The 15,211-nt window shown below is 71.8% G+C and carries 16 protein-coding genes and 1 pseudogene; 5 read left to right on the top strand and 12 right to left on the bottom strand.

Translation table 11 applies throughout. From position 1 onward, the window contains the following. Positions 1-39: 39 nt before the first annotated feature. The 5 genes from ACFYUZ_RS24095 to ureA all read right to left on the bottom strand — a co-directional run bounded on the left by ACFYUZ_RS24095 (position 40) and on the right by ureA (position 4,581). Positions 40-594: a TetR/AcrR family transcriptional regulator gene (locus tag ACFYUZ_RS24095; RefSeq protein ID WP_389312652.1), complete on the bottom strand. Its 555-nt coding sequence runs from the start codon at positions 592-594 to the stop codon at positions 40-42. A gap of 102 nt (positions 595-696) precedes the next feature. Continuing rightward, positions 697-1,128 (bottom strand): hypothetical protein, encoded by a 432-nt coding sequence (locus tag ACFYUZ_RS24090; protein ID WP_389312441.1) that lies wholly within the window; start codon positions 1,126-1,128, stop codon positions 697-699. Between the two features lie 45 nt (positions 1,129-1,173). Beyond that, positions 1,174-2,190: an agmatine/peptidylarginine deiminase gene (locus ACFYUZ_RS24085; protein WP_389312440.1), complete on the bottom strand. Its 1,017-nt coding sequence runs from the start codon at positions 2,188-2,190 to the stop codon at positions 1,174-1,176. A 10-nt stretch (positions 2,191-2,200) separates the two neighbouring features. After that, entirely contained in the window at positions 2,201-3,883 is a 1,683-nt protein-coding gene (locus tag ACFYUZ_RS24080; RefSeq protein WP_389312438.1) for an urease subunit alpha, read from the bottom strand. After that, on the bottom strand, positions 3,883-4,581 hold the full coding sequence (gene ureA, locus ACFYUZ_RS24075) for an urease subunit gamma (protein WP_389312437.1): 699 nt from the start codon (positions 4,579-4,581) through the stop codon (positions 3,883-3,885). Before ureA ends, ACFYUZ_RS24080 begins: the two co-directional genes overlap by 1 nt. A gap of 148 nt (positions 4,582-4,729) precedes the next feature. Between ureA and ACFYUZ_RS24070 the strand changes: the two genes are divergently transcribed. Beyond that, positions 4,730-6,154, top strand: a complete 1,425-nt coding sequence (locus ACFYUZ_RS24070) for a cytosine permease (protein ID WP_389312435.1) — start codon at positions 4,730-4,732, stop codon at positions 6,152-6,154. Here ACFYUZ_RS24070 and ACFYUZ_RS24065 read toward each other — a convergent pair whose 3' ends face one another. From ACFYUZ_RS24065 to ACFYUZ_RS24055, 3 genes are all read right to left on the bottom strand, one after another. After that, positions 6,155-7,246 carry a branched-chain amino acid aminotransferase gene (locus ACFYUZ_RS24065; RefSeq protein WP_389312434.1) on the bottom strand — a complete coding sequence of 364 codons (1,092 nt, stop codon included), beginning with the start codon at positions 7,244-7,246 and terminating at the stop codon, positions 6,155-6,157. Between the two features lie 257 nt (positions 7,247-7,503). Next, complete coding sequence (locus ACFYUZ_RS24060; protein WP_389312432.1) at positions 7,504-8,544, bottom strand: 3-isopropylmalate dehydrogenase; 1,041 nt, start codon at positions 8,542-8,544, stop codon at positions 7,504-7,506. Between the two features lie 90 nt (positions 8,545-8,634). Continuing rightward, complete coding sequence (locus tag ACFYUZ_RS24055) at positions 8,635-8,766, bottom strand: hypothetical protein (protein ID WP_256341282.1); 132 nt, start codon at positions 8,764-8,766, stop codon at positions 8,635-8,637. 458 nt (positions 8,767-9,224) lie between these two features. Here ACFYUZ_RS24055 and ACFYUZ_RS24050 point away from each other — a divergent pair. The 3 genes and pseudogenes from ACFYUZ_RS24050 to ACFYUZ_RS24040 form a co-directional block, all read left to right on the top strand. Further along, positions 9,225-9,530, top strand: a pseudogene (locus ACFYUZ_RS24050) (NADP-dependent oxidoreductase); the annotation flags it as partial. A 49-nt stretch (positions 9,531-9,579) separates the two neighbouring features. Then, on the top strand, positions 9,580-9,921 hold the full coding sequence (locus ACFYUZ_RS24045; protein WP_389312430.1) for a PadR family transcriptional regulator: 342 nt from the start codon (positions 9,580-9,582) through the stop codon (positions 9,919-9,921). Beyond that, the gene (locus tag ACFYUZ_RS24040) at positions 9,918-10,655 is read left to right on the top strand and encodes a hypothetical protein (RefSeq protein ID WP_389312428.1); all 738 of its coding nucleotides are present in this window, start codon (positions 9,918-9,920) and stop codon (positions 10,653-10,655) included. Before ACFYUZ_RS24045 ends, ACFYUZ_RS24040 begins: the two co-directional genes overlap by 4 nt. A 7-nt stretch (positions 10,656-10,662) precedes the next feature. On the opposite strand, the gene ACFYUZ_RS24035 is transcribed toward ACFYUZ_RS24040, so the two are convergent. After that, complete coding sequence (locus ACFYUZ_RS24035) at positions 10,663-11,199, bottom strand: GNAT family N-acetyltransferase (RefSeq protein ID WP_389312426.1); 537 nt, start codon at positions 11,197-11,199, stop codon at positions 10,663-10,665. 109 nt (positions 11,200-11,308) lie between these two features. Between ACFYUZ_RS24035 and ACFYUZ_RS24030 the strand changes: the two genes are divergently transcribed. Further along, entirely contained in the window at positions 11,309-12,193 is an 885-nt protein-coding gene (locus ACFYUZ_RS24030; protein ID WP_389312424.1) for an alpha/beta fold hydrolase, read from the top strand. Here ACFYUZ_RS24030 and ACFYUZ_RS24025 read toward each other — a convergent pair. The 3 genes from ACFYUZ_RS24025 to ACFYUZ_RS24015 form a co-directional block, all read right to left on the bottom strand. Continuing rightward, the gene (locus ACFYUZ_RS24025) at positions 12,183-12,419 is read right to left on the bottom strand and encodes a hypothetical protein (RefSeq protein ID WP_389312422.1); all 237 of its coding nucleotides are present in this window, start codon (positions 12,417-12,419) and stop codon (positions 12,183-12,185) included. The two genes, ACFYUZ_RS24030 and ACFYUZ_RS24025, sit on opposite strands and share 11 nt — an antisense overlap. 126 nt (positions 12,420-12,545) lie before the next feature. Then, a complete protein-coding gene (pruA, locus tag ACFYUZ_RS24020; RefSeq protein ID WP_389312420.1) occupies positions 12,546-14,177 on the bottom strand; it encodes an L-glutamate gamma-semialdehyde dehydrogenase in 1,632 nt (543 codons plus the stop codon). Between the two features lie 30 nt (positions 14,178-14,207). Next, a complete protein-coding gene (locus ACFYUZ_RS24015; RefSeq protein ID WP_389312418.1) occupies positions 14,208-15,134 on the bottom strand; it encodes a proline dehydrogenase family protein in 927 nt (308 codons plus the stop codon). Positions 15,135-15,211: the final 77 nt, after the last annotated feature.

Here is a 15,211-nt window from a genome sequence, read left to right as displayed (position 1 = left end):
CGGGTCAACAAGGCCGTAGCGCACAACGATCGGGTGTACTTACGTGCGTTGCGGTCGCGCGACCAGGTCCTGCTCGATGAACTCCCGCACGTGCGCGAGGACCTGCTCCCGCCCCGTGCCCGGGATGCCGACCGCGACGTGCACGCTGAAGCCGTCGAGCAGGGCCCGCATCCGGGTGGCGAAGCGGTCCGGGTCGACCGCGCGGAACTCCTCCCGCGAGACGCCTTCGGCGAGGATCGCGACCAGGTCCCGGTGCCAGGCCCCCTCGATGGCGGCCTGCCGGGCGCGGGCGTCGTCGTCGGCGTTCTGCGACCGGTTCCAGACCTCCAGCCAGAGGGTCCAGTGCGGGTCGCGGGGCCCGTCGGGCACGTACACCTCGACGTACCCGTCGAGCCGGTCGCGCGCCGTCCCCGGCCGGGACAGCAGCGCGCTGCGCTCGGCCCCGAGCCGCCCCTCGCTCCACTCCAGGGTCTGCAGCAGCAGCTCGTCCTTGGTGCGGAAGTAGTAGAGGAGGTGCCCGCTGCTCATCCCCACCTGCCGCCCGAGCCCGGCCATGGTGAGCCCGTCGAGCCCCCGCTCGGCGATGGTGTCCATGGCCGCGGCGAGCACGTCCTCCCGGGGCGGGGCGGCCTGGTTGCGGCGGCGGGGGTGGGAGGGGGAAGGGGCGGGGTTGCTGCTCTGACTCACTCGTACGTTCTACAGGATGCGGCCGTCGGGCCCGCGCCCGAAGGCGTGCAGCATGACGTCGGCGAGGTCGGCCTCGGGCACGGCGGCGCGCAGCCCGGCGAGGACGGGCGGCAGGTCCTCGTCGGCGATCACGCCCAGGTGCTCCTGCCGGAGCCCGTGGACCACCTCGACCAGGTCGGGGCGGAGCGCCATCCAGGCGCGGGAGGTGCGGATCTCCTCGGCCACGGCGTCCATGAACCACCGCATGACGTCGTACGGGATCTCCCGCTCGCCGCGCGGGTCGAACCAGACCGTCGGCTCGCGCGCCGGGTCCTCGTCCGGCACGACCCCCACCGCCAGCTGCCGCTGCCCGGACACCTCGTCCAGCTCCACGTACCAGGCGTCGTCGGGGACGGAGCACAGGAAGGTGAGGGCGTACCGGCCGGAGGGGTGCGTGCTCATGGCCGCACGCTGTCACACGGCGTGCGGCCACGGCGAGCCGGTTTCCTACACCGCCGGCTGCTGCTGCGTGATGCAGTGGATGCCACCGCCGCCCGCGAAGATCGTGCGGGCGTCGACCAGGACGACCTCGCGCTCCGGGAAGAGGCGGCGGAAGATCTCCGCGGCGAGCTCGTCGTGCGGGTCGTCGAAGGCGCAGAGGACGACGCCGTCGTTGCACAGGTAGTGGTTGATGTACGAGTAGTCGACCCAGTCGCCCTCCTCGTCCTTGAGGACGGTCGGGGCCGGGACCTCGATGACCTCCAGGGCGCGGCCCTGGGCGTCGGTCTGGCCGCGCAGGATGTTCACGTACATCCGGGAGCGCTCGTAGTCGGGGTGGGCCGGGTCCTGCTGGCTGTGGACGAGGACCGTGCCGGGGCGGGCGAAGGCGGCGACGATGTCGACGTGGCCCTGGGTGCCGTAGAGGCCGTAGTCGCCGGCGAGGCCGTGGGGGAGCCAGATCGCCTTCGTCGTGCCGAGCTTGGCGTGGATCTCCTGCTCGACCTGCTCGCGCGTCCACTCGGGGTTGCGGCCGGAGCCGAGCTGCACGGTGTCGGTGAGGAGGACGGTGCCCTCGCCGTCGACGTGGATCGCGCCGCCCTCGTTGACGAGGGGGGAGGAGAGCACGGGGACTCCCGCGACGTCCGCGACATGGCGGGCGATCTTGGAGTCGTGCTCCCAGCGCGCCCAGTCCTGGGCGCCCCAGCCGTTGAAGACCCAGTCGACGGCGGCGAGTTCGGTGCCGTTCGTGACGAAGGTCGGGCCGATGTCCCGCATCCAGGCGTCGTCGAGCTCGCGCTCGACGAGGTCGACGTCCGGGCCGAGGAGCGCCGCGGCGGACTCCGCGTCGCCGGGGGCGACGACCACCGTCACCGGCTCGAAGCGGCGGACGGCGCGGGCCACCGACGCCCAGGCGGTACGGGCCTCGGCGAGCTCCTCGTCGTTGGTGAAGGTGGGGTTGGGGCTGGGCCAGGCCATCCAGGTGCGCTCGTGCGGCATCCACTCGGCGGGCATGCGGAAGGTCATGAGTCAGGTCCTAGAGGAAGTAGAGGCGGTTGAGGGAGACGGACTCGGCCGCCTCGGAGCGGATCGGGGAGCCGTCGAGCGAGACGAGGCCGGTCCGGTCGTCGACCTGCACGTCGCCGACGCGGGAGTTGAACCGCAGGTCGGCCGGGCCGATGCCGCGGGTGCCGCGCACGGCGACCCGGCGGCGGCGGGTCGGCATCGCGTCGGAGCCGAGGTCGACGGCGGCCTGTGCGACGAACGCGACCGAGATGTCGGCGGGCGTGGCGCCGTGCGCGCCGAACAGCGGTCCGAGGACCAGTGGCTGACAGGTGTCGGTGGCGGCGTTCGGATCGCCCACGACCCCCCACGCGGGGAAGCCGTTCTTGATGACCATCTGCGGCTTGGCGCCGAAGAACTCCGGGCGCCACAGCACGATGTCGGCCATCTTCCCGACCTCGATCGAGCCGATCTCGTGGGCGAGGCCGTGGGCGATCGCCGGGTTGATGGTCAGCTTGGCCATGTAGCGCAGCACGCGCGCGTTGTCGTCGTGCGCGCCGTCGCCCTCCATGGGGCCGAGCTCGGCCTTCATCTTCCCGGCCATGGCGAAGGTCCGGCGTACGGTCTCGCCGGCCCTTCCCATCCCCTGCGCGTCGGAGGAGGTGATCCCGATCGCGCCGAGGTCGTGCAGGACGTCCTCCGCGCCCATCGTCCCGGCCCGGATCCGGTCGCGCGCCATCGCGGCGTCGCCGGGCAGGTCGGTCTTCAGGTCGTGGACGGAGACGATCATCCCGTAGTGCTCGGCGACCGCGTCCCGCCCGAAGGGCAGGGTGGGGTTGGTGGAGGAGCCGATGACGTTCGGCACGCCCGCCATCTTCAGGACGTTGGGGACGTGTCCGCCGCCGCAGCCCTCGATGTGGAAGGCGTGGATCGTGCGCCCCTCCAGGACGCGGAGGGTGTCCTCGACGGACAGGCACTCGTTCAGGCCGTCGGAGTGCAGCGCCACCTGGACGTCGTGCTCCTCGGCGACCCGCAGCGCGGTGTCCAGGGCGCGGGTGTGGGCGCCCATGTCCTCGTGGACCTTGAAGCCCGAGGCGCCGCCCTCGGCGAGGGCCTCCACCAGCGGCGCCGTGTCCGAGGAGGAGCCCCGGGCCAGGAAGCCGATGTTCACGGGCCAGGCGTCGAAGGCGTTGAAGGCGTGCTTCAGGGCCCAGGGCGAGTTGACGCCGACGCCCCAGACGGGGCCGAACTCCTGGCCGATGATCGTGGTGACGCCGCTGGCGAGCGAGGCCTCCATGATCCGCGGGGAGAGGAGGTGGACGTGGGTGTCGACGGCACCGGCGGTGGCGATGAGGCCCTCGCCGGAGACGATCGAGGTGCCGGTGCCGACGACGACGTCGACGCCGTCGAGGGTGTCGGGGTTGCCGGCCCGTCCGATGGCGTGGATCCGGCCCTCGCGGATGCCGACGGACACCTTGCGGATGCCCTGCACGGCGTCGATGACCAGGACGTTGCTGATGACCACGTCGCAGGTCTCGCGGACCGCCGCGGCCTTCAGGTGCAGGCCGTCGCGGGCGGTCTTGCCGAAGCCGGCGAGGAACTCGTCCCCGGGCTTCTGCGAGTCGGACTCGACGCGGACGACGAGGCCGGAGTCGCCCAGGACGACACGGTCCCCGGCGCGCGGGCCGTGCACGGATGCGTACTCGTACGGGTCCATCAGTCGTTCTCCTCGTCGGACAGAACGCCCAGGTAGCCGCAGGCCGCCGCCCGGCGGAGTGCCTCTTCGCGCGCGCCGGGCGCGTCCAGCGGGCCGTCGACCAGGCCCGCGAAGCCGATGGCGACGCGGGCGCCGCCGATCGGGACGAGCCCGACCTCGGCCTCGCCGCCCGGGTCGAAGCGGAAGGAGGCCCCGGCCGGGATGGCGAGGCGCATGCCGTAGGCGGCGGCCCGGTCGAAGTCGAGGCGCGGGTTGACCTCGAAGAAGTGGAAGTGGGAGGTCACGCTCACGGGGACCGTCGCCGTGTTCCGTACGGAGAGGGTGAGCGCCGGTTCGGACTCCGGGTGCCCGGGGCCGGGCAGCAGCGCGCCCGGGGCCCCGGGGCCCAGACCGCCCCCGCCGATCGGGTCGGAGACGACCGCGAGCCGGGAGCCGTCGTCGAAGACGGCCTCGACGTGGACCTCGGTGACCACGTCGGCGACACCGGGCAGGACGTCGTCGGGGCCGAGGACGGAGCGGGCCGCCTCGATCGCCTCGGCGAGTCGCTTGCCGTCGCGGGCCGCCTCGCAGACGGTGTCCGCGATGAGCGCGGTCGCCTCGGGCACGTTGAGCCGCAGTCCCCGGGCCCGGCGGGCGCGGGCGAGCTCGGCGGCACCGAAGAGAAGCAGCCGGTCGCGTTCCGTGGGGGTCAGTCTCACGCCCCAAACACCTCCTGCAATTGCGACACGTTTGAGCGACACTCTAAATGTTGGGAAGCCAGCTTCCAAGCATTGACGTCACCGACGGGCGTAGGTCACATTGAGCGCCGCTCTAAAACTGTCCCGCCCGCCCACGCAGGGAGTCCTCATGCCGATAGAACAGCGCGGAGTCGACACCATCCCCGAGGCCGAACGCACCAGCGGCCCCCGCGACCTCGTCTCGATCCTGCTCGGATCCAACCTCTGTCTGGGGGTGATCGTCTTCGGCTGGCTGCCGGTCTCCTTCGGACTCGGCTTCTGGGCCTCGGTGACCTCCGTCGTCACCGGCACCCTCGTCGGCGTCGCGGTCACCGCCCCCCTCGCGCTCGTGTCCCTCCGCACCGCGACGAACCTCTCCACCTCCTCCGGCGCCTTCTTCGGCGTCCGGGGCCGGCTCGTCGGCTCCGTGGTCGGCCTGCTGCTCTCGCTGGGCTACACCGCGCTGACCCTCTGGATCGGCGGCGACGTGATGGTGGGCACGCTCTCCCGTCTCGTCGGCCTGCCGACCGGCGGTGCCGTCCACGCCCTCGTCTACGCGTTCCTCGCCGCCTGCACGGTGGTCGGCGCGGTGTACGGCTACCGGCTGCTGCTCAAGCTGAGCAAGGCGCTCGCGATCGGCATGACGGCGCTCCTCGCCATCGGCATCGCCGCCTACGCCGGGAACTTCACCACGGCCGCGGTCCCGGACACCCCGTACCTGCTCGGCTCCTTCTGGCCGACCTGGCTGCTCTCGGCCGTGGCGGCCGGACTCAGCGGACCGGTCGCCTTCATCACCCTGCTCGGCGACTACACCCGGTACGTCTCCCCCGAGCGGTACGGCGCGAAGACGGTGTGGCGGGCCACCTGCCTGGGCCTGACCGTCGGCCTGCTCGTCCCGCAGCTCTTCGGCACGTTCACCGCCCTCGCGGCGCGCGGCGGCCTGGACTACGCGGGGCCGCTCGTCGACGCGTCCCCCGTCTGGTACCTCGTGCCGCTGCTGATCGCCGCCACCGCCGGCTCCGTCGGCAACGCCGGTCTGATGCTGTACTCGATGGGCCTCGACCTCGACGCGATCCTGCCCAGGGCCACGCGCGCGCGTGCCACCCTCGTCGTCGCGGCGGTGGCGACGGCCTTCGTCTTCGTCGGCCACTTCGCCTCGGACGCCCAGACGGCGATGACCTCGTTCGTGCTGCTGCTCACGGCGATCGGGACCCCGTGGGCGGTGATCACCCTGATCGGGCACGCCCGCTGCGGCGGTACGTACGACCCGGAGGCGCTCCAGGTCTTCAACCAGCGCTCGCGCGGCGGGATCTACTGGTTCTCGGCGGGCTGGCACCCGCGCGCCACCTTCTCCTGGGCGGTCGGCGCGGCGGTCGGCCTGGCCGCGGTGTCGACGCCGCTCTACGAGGGGCCGCTGCTCGCCCTCACGGGCGGGATCGACTGCAGCTTCGTCCTCTCGGGGATCGTGGGCGGCGCGCTGTACGCCGTACTGACGCCGAACAGGGCTCCCGGGACCGTGACGACGGCCCCGGAAGCCCTGGCGGCGACCGAGTAGTTACTTGCCGAGCTCGTGCATCCAGCCGTGGACGTCCTCGGCCTTGCCGGTCTGGATGGCGAGCAGCGCCTCGCGCAGCTTCATCGTGACCTCACCGGGCTCGCCGCCCGACTGCTGCCACTCGCCCCGGGCGGACTTGACCAGGCCGACCGGGGTGATGACGGCGGCGGTGCCGCAGGCGAAGACCTCGGTGAGGGTGCCGTTCTCGGTGTCGGCCTGCCACTGGTCGATGGAGACGCGGGCCTCCTCGGACTCGTAGCCCAGGTCCTGGGCGACCTTGAGGAGCGAGTCGCGGGTGATGCCCGCGAGCAGCGAACCGGTGAGGGTGGGGGTGACGATCTTGTCGCCGTACACGAAGTACAGGTTCATGCCGCCGAGTTCCTCGACCCACTTGTGCTCGACCGCGTCGAGGTAGCAGACCTGGTCGCAGCCCTTGGCCGCCGCCTCGGCCTGCGCGAGCAGGGAGGCCGCGTAGTTGCCGCCGGTCTTGGCGTCGCCGACGCCGCCGGGGACGGCGCGGACGCGGTCCTCCGAGGCCCAGATGGAGACGGGCTTCACGCCGCCCGCGAAGTACGGGCCGGCCGGCGAGGCGATGACGACGAACAGGTACTCGTTGGCCGGGCGGACACCGAGGCCGACCTCGGTGGCGATCATGAACGGACGCAGGTAGAGCGAGTCCTCGCCGCCGTGCGCCGGAACCCAGGCCTCGTCCTGCCGGACGAGCACGTCACACGCCTCGACGAAGGTCTCGACCGGCAGCTCGGGCATGCCGAGCCGGCGGGCGGAGGCCTGGAAGCGGCGGGCGTTGGCGTCGGGACGGAAGGTGGCGACCGAGCCGTCGGGGCGGCGGTAGGCCTTCAGGCCCTCGAAGATCTCCTGCGCGTAGTGCAGGACGTTCGTGGCCGGGTCCAGGGACAGCGGACCGTACGGCACGAGCTGGGCGTCGTGCCAGCCGCGGCCCTCGGTCCACCGGATGGTGACCATGTGGTCGGTGAAGTGGCGGCCGAATCCCGGCTTGGCCAGGATCGCCTCGCGCTCCGCGGCGGACAGCGGGCTGGAGGAGGGCTTGAGCTCGATCGTGGGCGTCGTCATGAGTGCGTGTCCTTCACCGGTTGTGATGGGGAGGACCGCGCGCACGCCGTCGACGGGGACTGTCGTCCCCGACGAGCGGGCGTCCGGGCATGCCCGTATGCCGCGGCCCCACGTTCGATTATCGCTCGCGGGGACCTGTGCGGAAAACGGGTGCGCGCGGTCCGGGGATCGGGGGGAGCGCCCCGCGGCCGCGCATGGGACAGCCGCCGGGCGCTGGTGCGACCCGGCGGCTGCTGTGTGGTGTCAGTCGGCGCGGGTCAGCTCGCTACTCGCGCGGCGAGCGCGTCGCCGATCTCGTCCGTCGTGCGGACGGAGTCGCCGCGCTCGGTGAGGTCGGCCGCGACGGCCTCCTCGACCCGGGCGGCCTCGGCCTCGTAGCCGAGGTGGCGGAGCAGGAGGGCGACGGAGAGGACGGTGGCCGTGGGGTCGGCCTTGCCCTGGCCCGCGATGTCCGGCGCGGAGCCGTGGACCGGCTCGAACATGGACGGGAACTCGCCGCTCGGGTTGATGTTGCCCGAGGCGGCGACGCCGATGCCGCCGGAGACGGCCGCGGCGAGGTCGGTGATGATGTCGCCGAAGAGGTTGTCGGTGACGATCACGTCGAAGCGGGCCGGGTCGGTGACGAGGAAGATCGTCGCGGCGTCGACGTGCAGGTAGTCGGTGGTGACCTCGGGGTACTCCCGGGCCACCTTGGCGAAGGTGTCCGTCCAGAGGTGGCCGGCGAAGGTCAGCACGTTGTTCTTGTGGACCAGCGTCAGCTTCTTGCGCGGGCGGGCCTGGGCGCGGGCGAAGGCGTCCCGGACCACGCGCTCGACGCCGAAGGCGGTGTTGACCGAGACCTCGGTGGCGACCTCGTGCGGGGTGCCCTTGCGGATGGTGCCGCCGTTGCCCGTGTACGGGCCCTCGGTGCCCTCGCGGACCACGACGAAGTCGATCTCGGGCTGCCCGGCGAGCGGGGTGGCCACGCCGGGGAGCAGCTTCGAGGGACGCAGGTTCACGTGGTGGTCGAAGGCGAAGCGGAGCTTCAGCAGGAAACCGCGCTCCAGGACGCCGGACGGCACCGACGGGTCGCCGATGGCGCCGAGCAGGATGGCGTCGTGCTTCTTGAGGGAGGCGAGATCGGCGTCGGTGAGGGTCTCACCGGTGGCGTGGTAGCGCTTGGCGCCGAAGTCGTACTCCTCGGTCTCCAGCTTCACGTCCTGGGGAAGGACGGCCGCGAGGATCTTGAGGCCCTGGGCCACGACCTCCTGGCCGATGCCGTCGCCGGGAATGACTGCGAGATTGATGCTGTGAGACATGTCGGCACCCTACTCTTCGTCCCATCGTCTGACACGTTCCGTCCGCCATGTGGACGAACGGACAGCCGGACGGGGGTGCGCCGGAGCGCTTCAGTGACCGGTGGAGCCGCCGTTGTCGCGGCGGTCGAGGGCGCGCTGGAGGGCGGCGGCGGCGTTCTGGCGGGCCTCGTCGCTGGGACGGTTGGCGGAGTGGCGGACGCGGCGGGCGGTCTGAGCGGCCATGAGGGATCGACTCCTTGAGATCATTGGTGATCCGGATGTGCGGAGATCAGCTTGTGATCGAAGGCGCCGGAAGGGGCGGGGAGCGCCGCCGCAGGGGTTGCCTGCACAGGGCGTCGCGCTCTCGGCCGCCATTCGCTTGATGAAGCGAGACGTTCGGCTTCTACAAAGCTAGGGCAGGCCCCCTCATCTGTCTCCACAATTACTCGGACTTCCTACTATCTGAGACGGCGATCAACCCTCCGTGCCGCGCAGCTCGCGGATCAGCGACCGCACGGCGGGGGATCTCGCCGGCTCAGGGGTGGTGACACAGCCGACGGACCCGGTCGGGCGGGCCGCTCCGAGATCGGCGACCTCCACCGGGGCATGATCACCGTCCAGCAGACCTCCCGCCCCCACGGCTTCCCCGCCGCCGGCCACTTCGCCTTCGTCGAGCCCCCGGTCCCCTCCCCGAGCCGGGCACCGCCCTCGTCGAGAACCTCCAGTGGTCCGTCGCCCCGCACCACCGCGAGGCGATGGACGACGACGCGCCGTGGACCCCGAACTCCCCCATGGAGGGCCGCACCCTCGGCCGGGTGCTCGACCCCCGGGCCCCGTCGCTGCGCCCCGGCGACCTCGTCCTGTACCGCAAGGGCTGGCGCACCCACGCCCCGGTCGCCCGGGACGAGGTCCGCCCGGTCCCCGACTTCGGCCCCGACGTCCCGCTCGCGGCCCATCCGAGCCCGCTCGGCGGCGAGAACCTCGGAAAGACGCTCGCGACTCGCTAGCCATCGCATCTAGATTGCATTCCTACCTAGGTAGTGATCAGATGGGTGCATGGCCGCAGACCGCAGATCCAGCTGGCTCAAGGGAGTCCTCGACCTGCTCGTCCTCTCCTGCCTGACCGACGGAGAGAGTTACGGGTACGAGATCGCGAAGGCGCTCGACGGGGCGGGCCTGGGCGAGATCAAGGGCGGGACGCTCTATCCCGTGCTGAACCGCCTGGAGCAGGCCGGCCTGGTGGAGGCCGAGTTCCGCGCCGCCGAGCGCGGGCCCGGGCGCCGCTACTACCGGCTCACCGACCCGGGCCGGGCACACCTCGCGGCCGAGAGCGAGGCCTGGTCGGAGTTCCACCGGGCCGTACGGACGCAACTGCACACAGGGGGAACCGCACCATGACCACCGACGCCTACTTCGCCGAGCTGACCGACGCGCTGCGCGCCGCGGGGGTACCCGAGGAGCAGATCGCACGGACCGCCGACGAGCTGCGCGGGCACCTCGCGGAGACGGGGACCGCTCCGGAGGAGGAGTTCGGACCGGCCGCGGGCTTCGCGGCCCGCCTGGGCGGACTCGCCCCGGCCCCCGGGGAGCCGGACGGGGCGGCGGAGCACTGGACGTGGACCGCCGACCTCTTCAACGACCGCCGGATGCTGGACGTCCACGGCGCCCAGGGCTGGGAGGTGGAGGGCCTGGACTCCCTCGGCCGCTTCGTCTGCCGCCGGGCGCCCGGGGTCGCGCTCGCCTGGGAGTACCGCCGCGAGGTGATCGCCGGCCGCAGGCGGACCCGCGTCCTCGACGAGCTCACGCCGGAGGGCTGGGAGCTGTGCGGCGAGTGGCTGGTGTACGGCTACTTCAAGCGGCCGCGCGCGGCGACCGCGGGACCGGAGGGCGCCGTGGAGGCGCCCCCGGCCGCCCCGCGCCGGTGGCTGTTCCTGAGCCCCTGGGGCAAGGCGGTGCTCACGGTCTGGTGCGTCCTGGTCGGAAGCGCGCTGACGCTGTTCCTCGTCGGAGGGATCGGGGCCTCCGGGCTCGCGGTCACGATCGCCCTCACTTCGGCGCTCTCCGCCGTGTACACCTCGCGCCTGGAGACCGCGACGGGCCGCGCCCGGCAGAAGACCGCCGGCCGGGGCTGACGCGACCTCACATCACGTCGCCGTCCCGCCAGTCGAAGACCAGCGGGGCGGCGGGGTCCGGCAGGGCCCGGTCGCCGGCGGGGCGCAGGAAGACGAAGCCCTCCTCCTCGGCGAGGTGGACGATCCCCCCGGGCCCGAGCGCTTCGAGGCGCCCCTCCCAGACCCGCCAGCCGCGCGCCCGGTAGAGCGCGGCCCCCTCGTCGGAGGCGCCGAGCGCCCCGAAGGCGTACGCCCCGTCGATCACCCGCTCCAGTGCGGCCATCACCGCGCCGCCGAGCCCCCGCCGCCGGAGGTCCTGCCGGACGGCGACCCCTTCCACGTATCCGACGCGGTGCGAGCGGTCGCGGTGGAGCGCCCGGCGCTGCACGACGGCGCCGTGGGCGGCGACGCCCCGCTCGTCCTCGATCCAGGCGTGGACGCCGCCGAGGGTGTGGTCCCAGTCCTCGTCGGAGAAGTCGCCCGCGAAGGCGGTGTCGAGCATCCCCCGTACGGAGCGGAGCCGGGCGGCGCCGAGTTCATGGGTGGGCGCGATCCTCACGGTCATGCCTCACCCTCCCACACCCATCTAACCCTTGAATGCCTATTGACGGGTTACACCCACGCCTGATTGAGTCATCCCATAACCAGTGAGTGACAACTGAGGGGTTAGAACGATGTCCGTGCTGCCGACCCACCACCGCACCGTCACCGTCCGGGGCCACGAGATCGCCTACCGCGAGGCCGGACCGGCCGACGCCCCCGTACTGCTCCTGCTGCACGGCTTCCCCACCAGCTCGCACATGTTCCGCGACCTGATCCCCCTGCTCGCCCGCGACCACCGGCTCATCGCCCCCGACCACCTGGGCTTCGGCCGCAGCGCCGCGCCCTCCGCCGCCGACTTCGACTACACCTTCGCCGAGCTGGCCGCGCTCACCGCCGAGTTCACCGAGGCCCTCGGCCTGGACCGGTTCGCGCTCTACATCCAGGACTACGGCGCCCCCATCGGCCTGCGCCTCGCCCTCGCCCACCCGGAGCGGATCACCGCCGTCGTCACCCAGAACGGCAACGCCTACGAGGAGGGCCTCGGCGCCGGGGCCTGGGCCCCCGTCCTCGCCCTGATCGAGGAGCGCACCCCCGAGACCGAGGAGCCGGTCCGCGCCATCCGCTCCCTGGACGGCATCCGGTGGCAGTACGAGACGGGCGTCCCCGCCGAGTACCGCGACCTGCTCAGCCCGGACGCCTGGCACCACGACGCCGCCCTGATGGCCCGCGAGGGCCAGGACGCGATCCAGCTGGGCCTGATCGCCGACTACGGCTCCAACTTCGCCCTCTACCCGGCCTTCCAGGAGTACTTCCGCACCTCCCGGGTCCCCCTCCTCGCCGTCTGGGGCGAGGGCGACCAGGTCTTCGTCCCCGCCGGCGCCGAGGCCTTCCGCCGCGACCTCCCGGACGCCGAGATCCACCTGCTGCCCACGGGCCACTTCGCCCTGGAGACCCACGCTCCGACGATCGCCGCCCTGATCGACGACTTCCTCGGGCGGCGCGCCCTCAGGCCGTAGCCTTCTCCAGGTCGCGGGTCATGCGCTCCACCCAGTCGGTGAAGCCCTCCCGATGGCGGCCGTCGCTCTCCAGCAGGGCGGCGACCTGTGCGTCCGTGAGCCGGTCGGATCCCCGCACGGTCAGCAGCCGGTGCAGCTCCCTCATCAGGGACAGCATCCGCAGCGCGTCGATGTGCTCGATCGCGTCGACCCCGTGACCGGGGCCGATGGTCGTCGAACCGGGCATGTCGTGCCTCCTCGCCGAGCCCCCTCCCAGCAGCGTAAGCCCCCCGCATGAGAACCGCCCCCGTCCTCGGTTGGGGGACCGGGGAGGGGGGCGGTGATCAGGGGCCGCTCACGCGGCGGGCGGGCGTCAGCCCATGTGCGGGTAGCCGTACTCGGTCGGCGGGACCAGCGTCTCCTTGATGGCGCGGGTCAGCGTCCAGCGCATCAGGTTCTGCGGGGCGCCGGCCTTGTCGTTGGTGCCGGAGGCGCGGCCGCCGCCGAAGGGCTGCTGGCCGACGACGGCGCCGGTCGACTTGTCGTTGATGTAGAAGTTGCCCGCGGCGAAGCGGAGCTTCTCCATCGTGTACGCGGCGGCCGCGCGGTCGCCGGAGATGACCGAGCCGGTGAGGGCGTAGTCCGAGACCGACTCCATCTGGGTCAGCATCTCGTCGTACTCGTCGTCCTCGTAGACGTGGATCGCGAGGATCGGGCCGAAGTACTCGGCCTTGAAGACCTCGTTCTCCGGGTCGTCGCAGACGATGACGGTCGGGCGGACGAAGTAGCCCACCGAGTCGTCGTAGGTGCCGCCGGCGATGATCGTGCAGCTCGGGTCGGCGGACGCACGGTCGATCGCGGCCTTGTTCTTGGCGAACGAGCGCTCGTCGATGACGGCGCCGATGAAGTTCGACAGGTCGGTGACGTCACCCATGGTGATGCCGTCGACCTCGGCGGCGAACTCCTCCTTGAAACCGTCGTTCCAGATCGACGCCGGGATGTAGGCGCGGGAGGAGGCGGAGCACTTCTGGCCCTGGAACTCGAAGGAGCCACGGGTCAGCGCGGTCTTCAGGACGGCACGGTCGGCGCTGGGGTGGGCGACGACGAAGTCCTTGCCGCCGGTCTCGCCGACGATCCGCGGGTACGAGCGGTACTTCTCGATGTTGTTGCCGACCGTCTTCCACAGGTGCTGGAAGGTCTTGGTCGAGCCGGTGAAGTGGATGCCGGCCAGGTCGCGGTGGTTCAGGGCCACCTCGGAGACGGCGATGCCGTCGCCGGTCACCAGGTTGATGACGCCCTTCGGCAGGCCGGCCTCCTCCAGGAGCTCCATGAGGAGCACGGCGGAGTGGGTCTGCGTCGGGGACGGCTTCCAGACCACCACGTTGCCCATGAGGGCGGGGGCGGTGGGCAGGTTGCCCGCGATGGCGGTGAAGTTGAAGGGGGTGATCGCGTAGACGAAGCCCTCCAGCGGGCGGTGGTCCAGACGGTTCCACACACCCGGGGAGTTCGCCGGCGGCTGCTCGGCGAGGATCTGGCGGGCGTACGCCACGTTGAAGCGCCAGAAGTCGACGAGCTCGCACGGGGTGTCGATCTCGGCCTGCTGGGCGGTCTTGGACTGGCCGAGCATGGTGGAGGCGGCCAGCGTCTCGCGCCACGGGCCGGCGAGCAGCTCGGCGGCGCGCAGGATGATCGCGGCACGGTCGTCGAAGGACATCGCGCGCCAGGCCGGAGCGGCGGCCAGGGCGGCGTCGATGGCGTCCTGGGCGTCCTGCTCGGTGGCGCCGCGGAAGGTGCCGATGACGGCCTTGTGGTTGTGCGGCTGGACGACCTTGAACTCCTCGCCGCCACCGAGGCGCTTCACGCCGCCGATGGTCATCGGCAGCTCGCGCGGGTTCTCGGCCAGCTCCTTGAGCTTGGTCTCCAGGCGGAGGCGCTCGGGGGAACCGGGGGCGTAGCTGTGCACCGGCTCGTTGACCGGAGCGGGGACCTGGGTGACAGCGTCCATGAGTCTCGATACTCCTTGTGAGAGGTGGGCTCAGCCCTTGGTGAGGATGGAGCGGACGAAGAAGAGGAGGTTGGCCGGCTTCTCCGCGAGGCGGCGCATGAAGTAGCCGTACCAGTCGGTGCCGTACGCGGTGTAGACGCGCATGCGGTGACCCTCGGCGGCGAGCCGGTTCTGCTCCTCGCTGCGGATCCCGTACAGCATCTGGAACTCGTACTCGTCCAGCTTGCGCCCGGCGCGGCGGGCCAGCTCCTGGCCGATGGAGATCAGGCGCGGGTCGTGCGAGCCGATCATCGGGTAGCCCTCGCCGTCCATCAGGATCTTCATGATCCGGACGTACGCCTTGTCGATCTCGGGCTTGTCCTGGATGGCGACGGAGGCGGGCTCCTTGTAGGCGCCCTTCACGATCCGGACGCGGGAGCCGTTCGCGGCGAGGCGGCGGGCGTCGTCCTCGGTGCGGAAGAGGTAGGCCTGGATGACGCATCCGGTCTGCGGGAAGTCCTTCCGCAGCTCCTCGTGGATGGCGAACATCGAGTCGAGGGTGGTGTGGTCCTCGGCGTCCAGGGTGACGGTGGTGCCGATCTCGGCGGCGGCGGCGACGACCGGGCGCACGTTGGAGAGGGCCAGCTCGTGGCCGTTCTCCAGGGACTGGCCGAACATCGACAGCTTCACGGACATCTCGGCGCGGGCGCCGAGGCCCAGCTCCTTGAGACGGCCGATGAGCTCCAGGTAGGCGTCCCGGGCGGCGTACGACTGCTCGACGGTGGTGATGTCCTCACCGACGACGTCGAGGGTGACCTCCAGGCCGCGGCCGCTCAGCTCGGAGACGATCGGGACGACGTCGTCGACCGTCTCGCCGGCGATGAAGCGGGCGACGACCTGCTTGGTCCCGGGGGCGGCCGAAACGAGACGGCGCATCTTGTCGCTGCGCGACGCGGCGAGGATCACGGGACCCAGCACGGGGACCTCCAGAAGGACAGGTGACGAAAGGTGCCCTACCCGATCTTTCGTAAGAAACCGGGAACAGCACGAAGAAC

It is taken from the genome of Streptomyces sp. NPDC004266 (assembly GCF_042874095.1).
In the GTDB taxonomy this organism is placed as follows: domain Bacteria; phylum Actinomycetota; class Actinomycetes; order Streptomycetales; family Streptomycetaceae; genus Streptomyces.
Note: the sequence above shows the minus strand (reverse complement) of the source record. Positions and strands in the feature narration are given on the sequence as shown.

What these genes read in the sequence shown, in the direction of transcription:
- ACFYUZ_RS24070 (WP_389312435.1), top strand. Translation starts at nt 4,730, where the DNA reads ATGCCGATAGAACAGCGCGGAGTCGACACCATCCCCGAGGCCGAACGC.
- ACFYUZ_RS24055 (WP_256341282.1), bottom strand. Translation starts at nt 8,766, where the DNA reads ATGGCCGCTCAGACCGCCCGCCGCGTCCGCCACTCCGCCAACCGTCCC.
- ACFYUZ_RS24095 (WP_389312652.1), bottom strand. Translation starts at nt 594, where the DNA reads ATGGACACCATCGCCGAGCGGGGGCTCGACGGGCTCACCATGGCCGGG.
- ACFYUZ_RS24060 (WP_389312432.1), bottom strand. Translation starts at nt 8,544, where the DNA reads ATGTCTCACAGCATCAATCTCGCAGTCATTCCCGGCGACGGCATCGGC.
- ACFYUZ_RS24080 (WP_389312438.1), bottom strand. Translation starts at nt 3,883, where the DNA reads ATGGACCCGTACGAGTACGCATCCGTGCACGGCCCGCGCGCCGGGGAC.
- pruA (WP_389312420.1), bottom strand. Translation starts at nt 14,177, where the DNA reads ATGGACGCTGTCACCCAGGTCCCCGCTCCGGTCAACGAGCCGGTGCAC.
- ACFYUZ_RS24035 (WP_389312426.1), bottom strand. Translation starts at nt 11,199, where the DNA reads ATGACCGTGAGGATCGCGCCCACCCATGAACTCGGCGCCGCCCGGCTC.
- ACFYUZ_RS24085 (WP_389312440.1), bottom strand. Translation starts at nt 2,190, where the DNA reads ATGACCTTCCGCATGCCCGCCGAGTGGATGCCGCACGAGCGCACCTGG.
- ACFYUZ_RS24030 (WP_389312424.1), top strand. Translation starts at nt 11,309, where the DNA reads ATGTCCGTGCTGCCGACCCACCACCGCACCGTCACCGTCCGGGGCCAC.
- ACFYUZ_RS24045 (WP_389312430.1), top strand. Translation starts at nt 9,580, where the DNA reads ATGGCCGCAGACCGCAGATCCAGCTGGCTCAAGGGAGTCCTCGACCTG.
- ACFYUZ_RS24025 (WP_389312422.1), bottom strand. Translation starts at nt 12,419, where the DNA reads ATGCCCGGTTCGACGACCATCGGCCCCGGTCACGGGGTCGACGCGATC.
- ACFYUZ_RS24065 (WP_389312434.1), bottom strand. Translation starts at nt 7,246, where the DNA reads ATGACGACGCCCACGATCGAGCTCAAGCCCTCCTCCAGCCCGCTGTCC.
- ACFYUZ_RS24040 (WP_389312428.1), top strand. Translation starts at nt 9,918, where the DNA reads ATGACCACCGACGCCTACTTCGCCGAGCTGACCGACGCGCTGCGCGCC.
- ACFYUZ_RS24090 (WP_389312441.1), bottom strand. Translation starts at nt 1,128, where the DNA reads ATGAGCACGCACCCCTCCGGCCGGTACGCCCTCACCTTCCTGTGCTCC.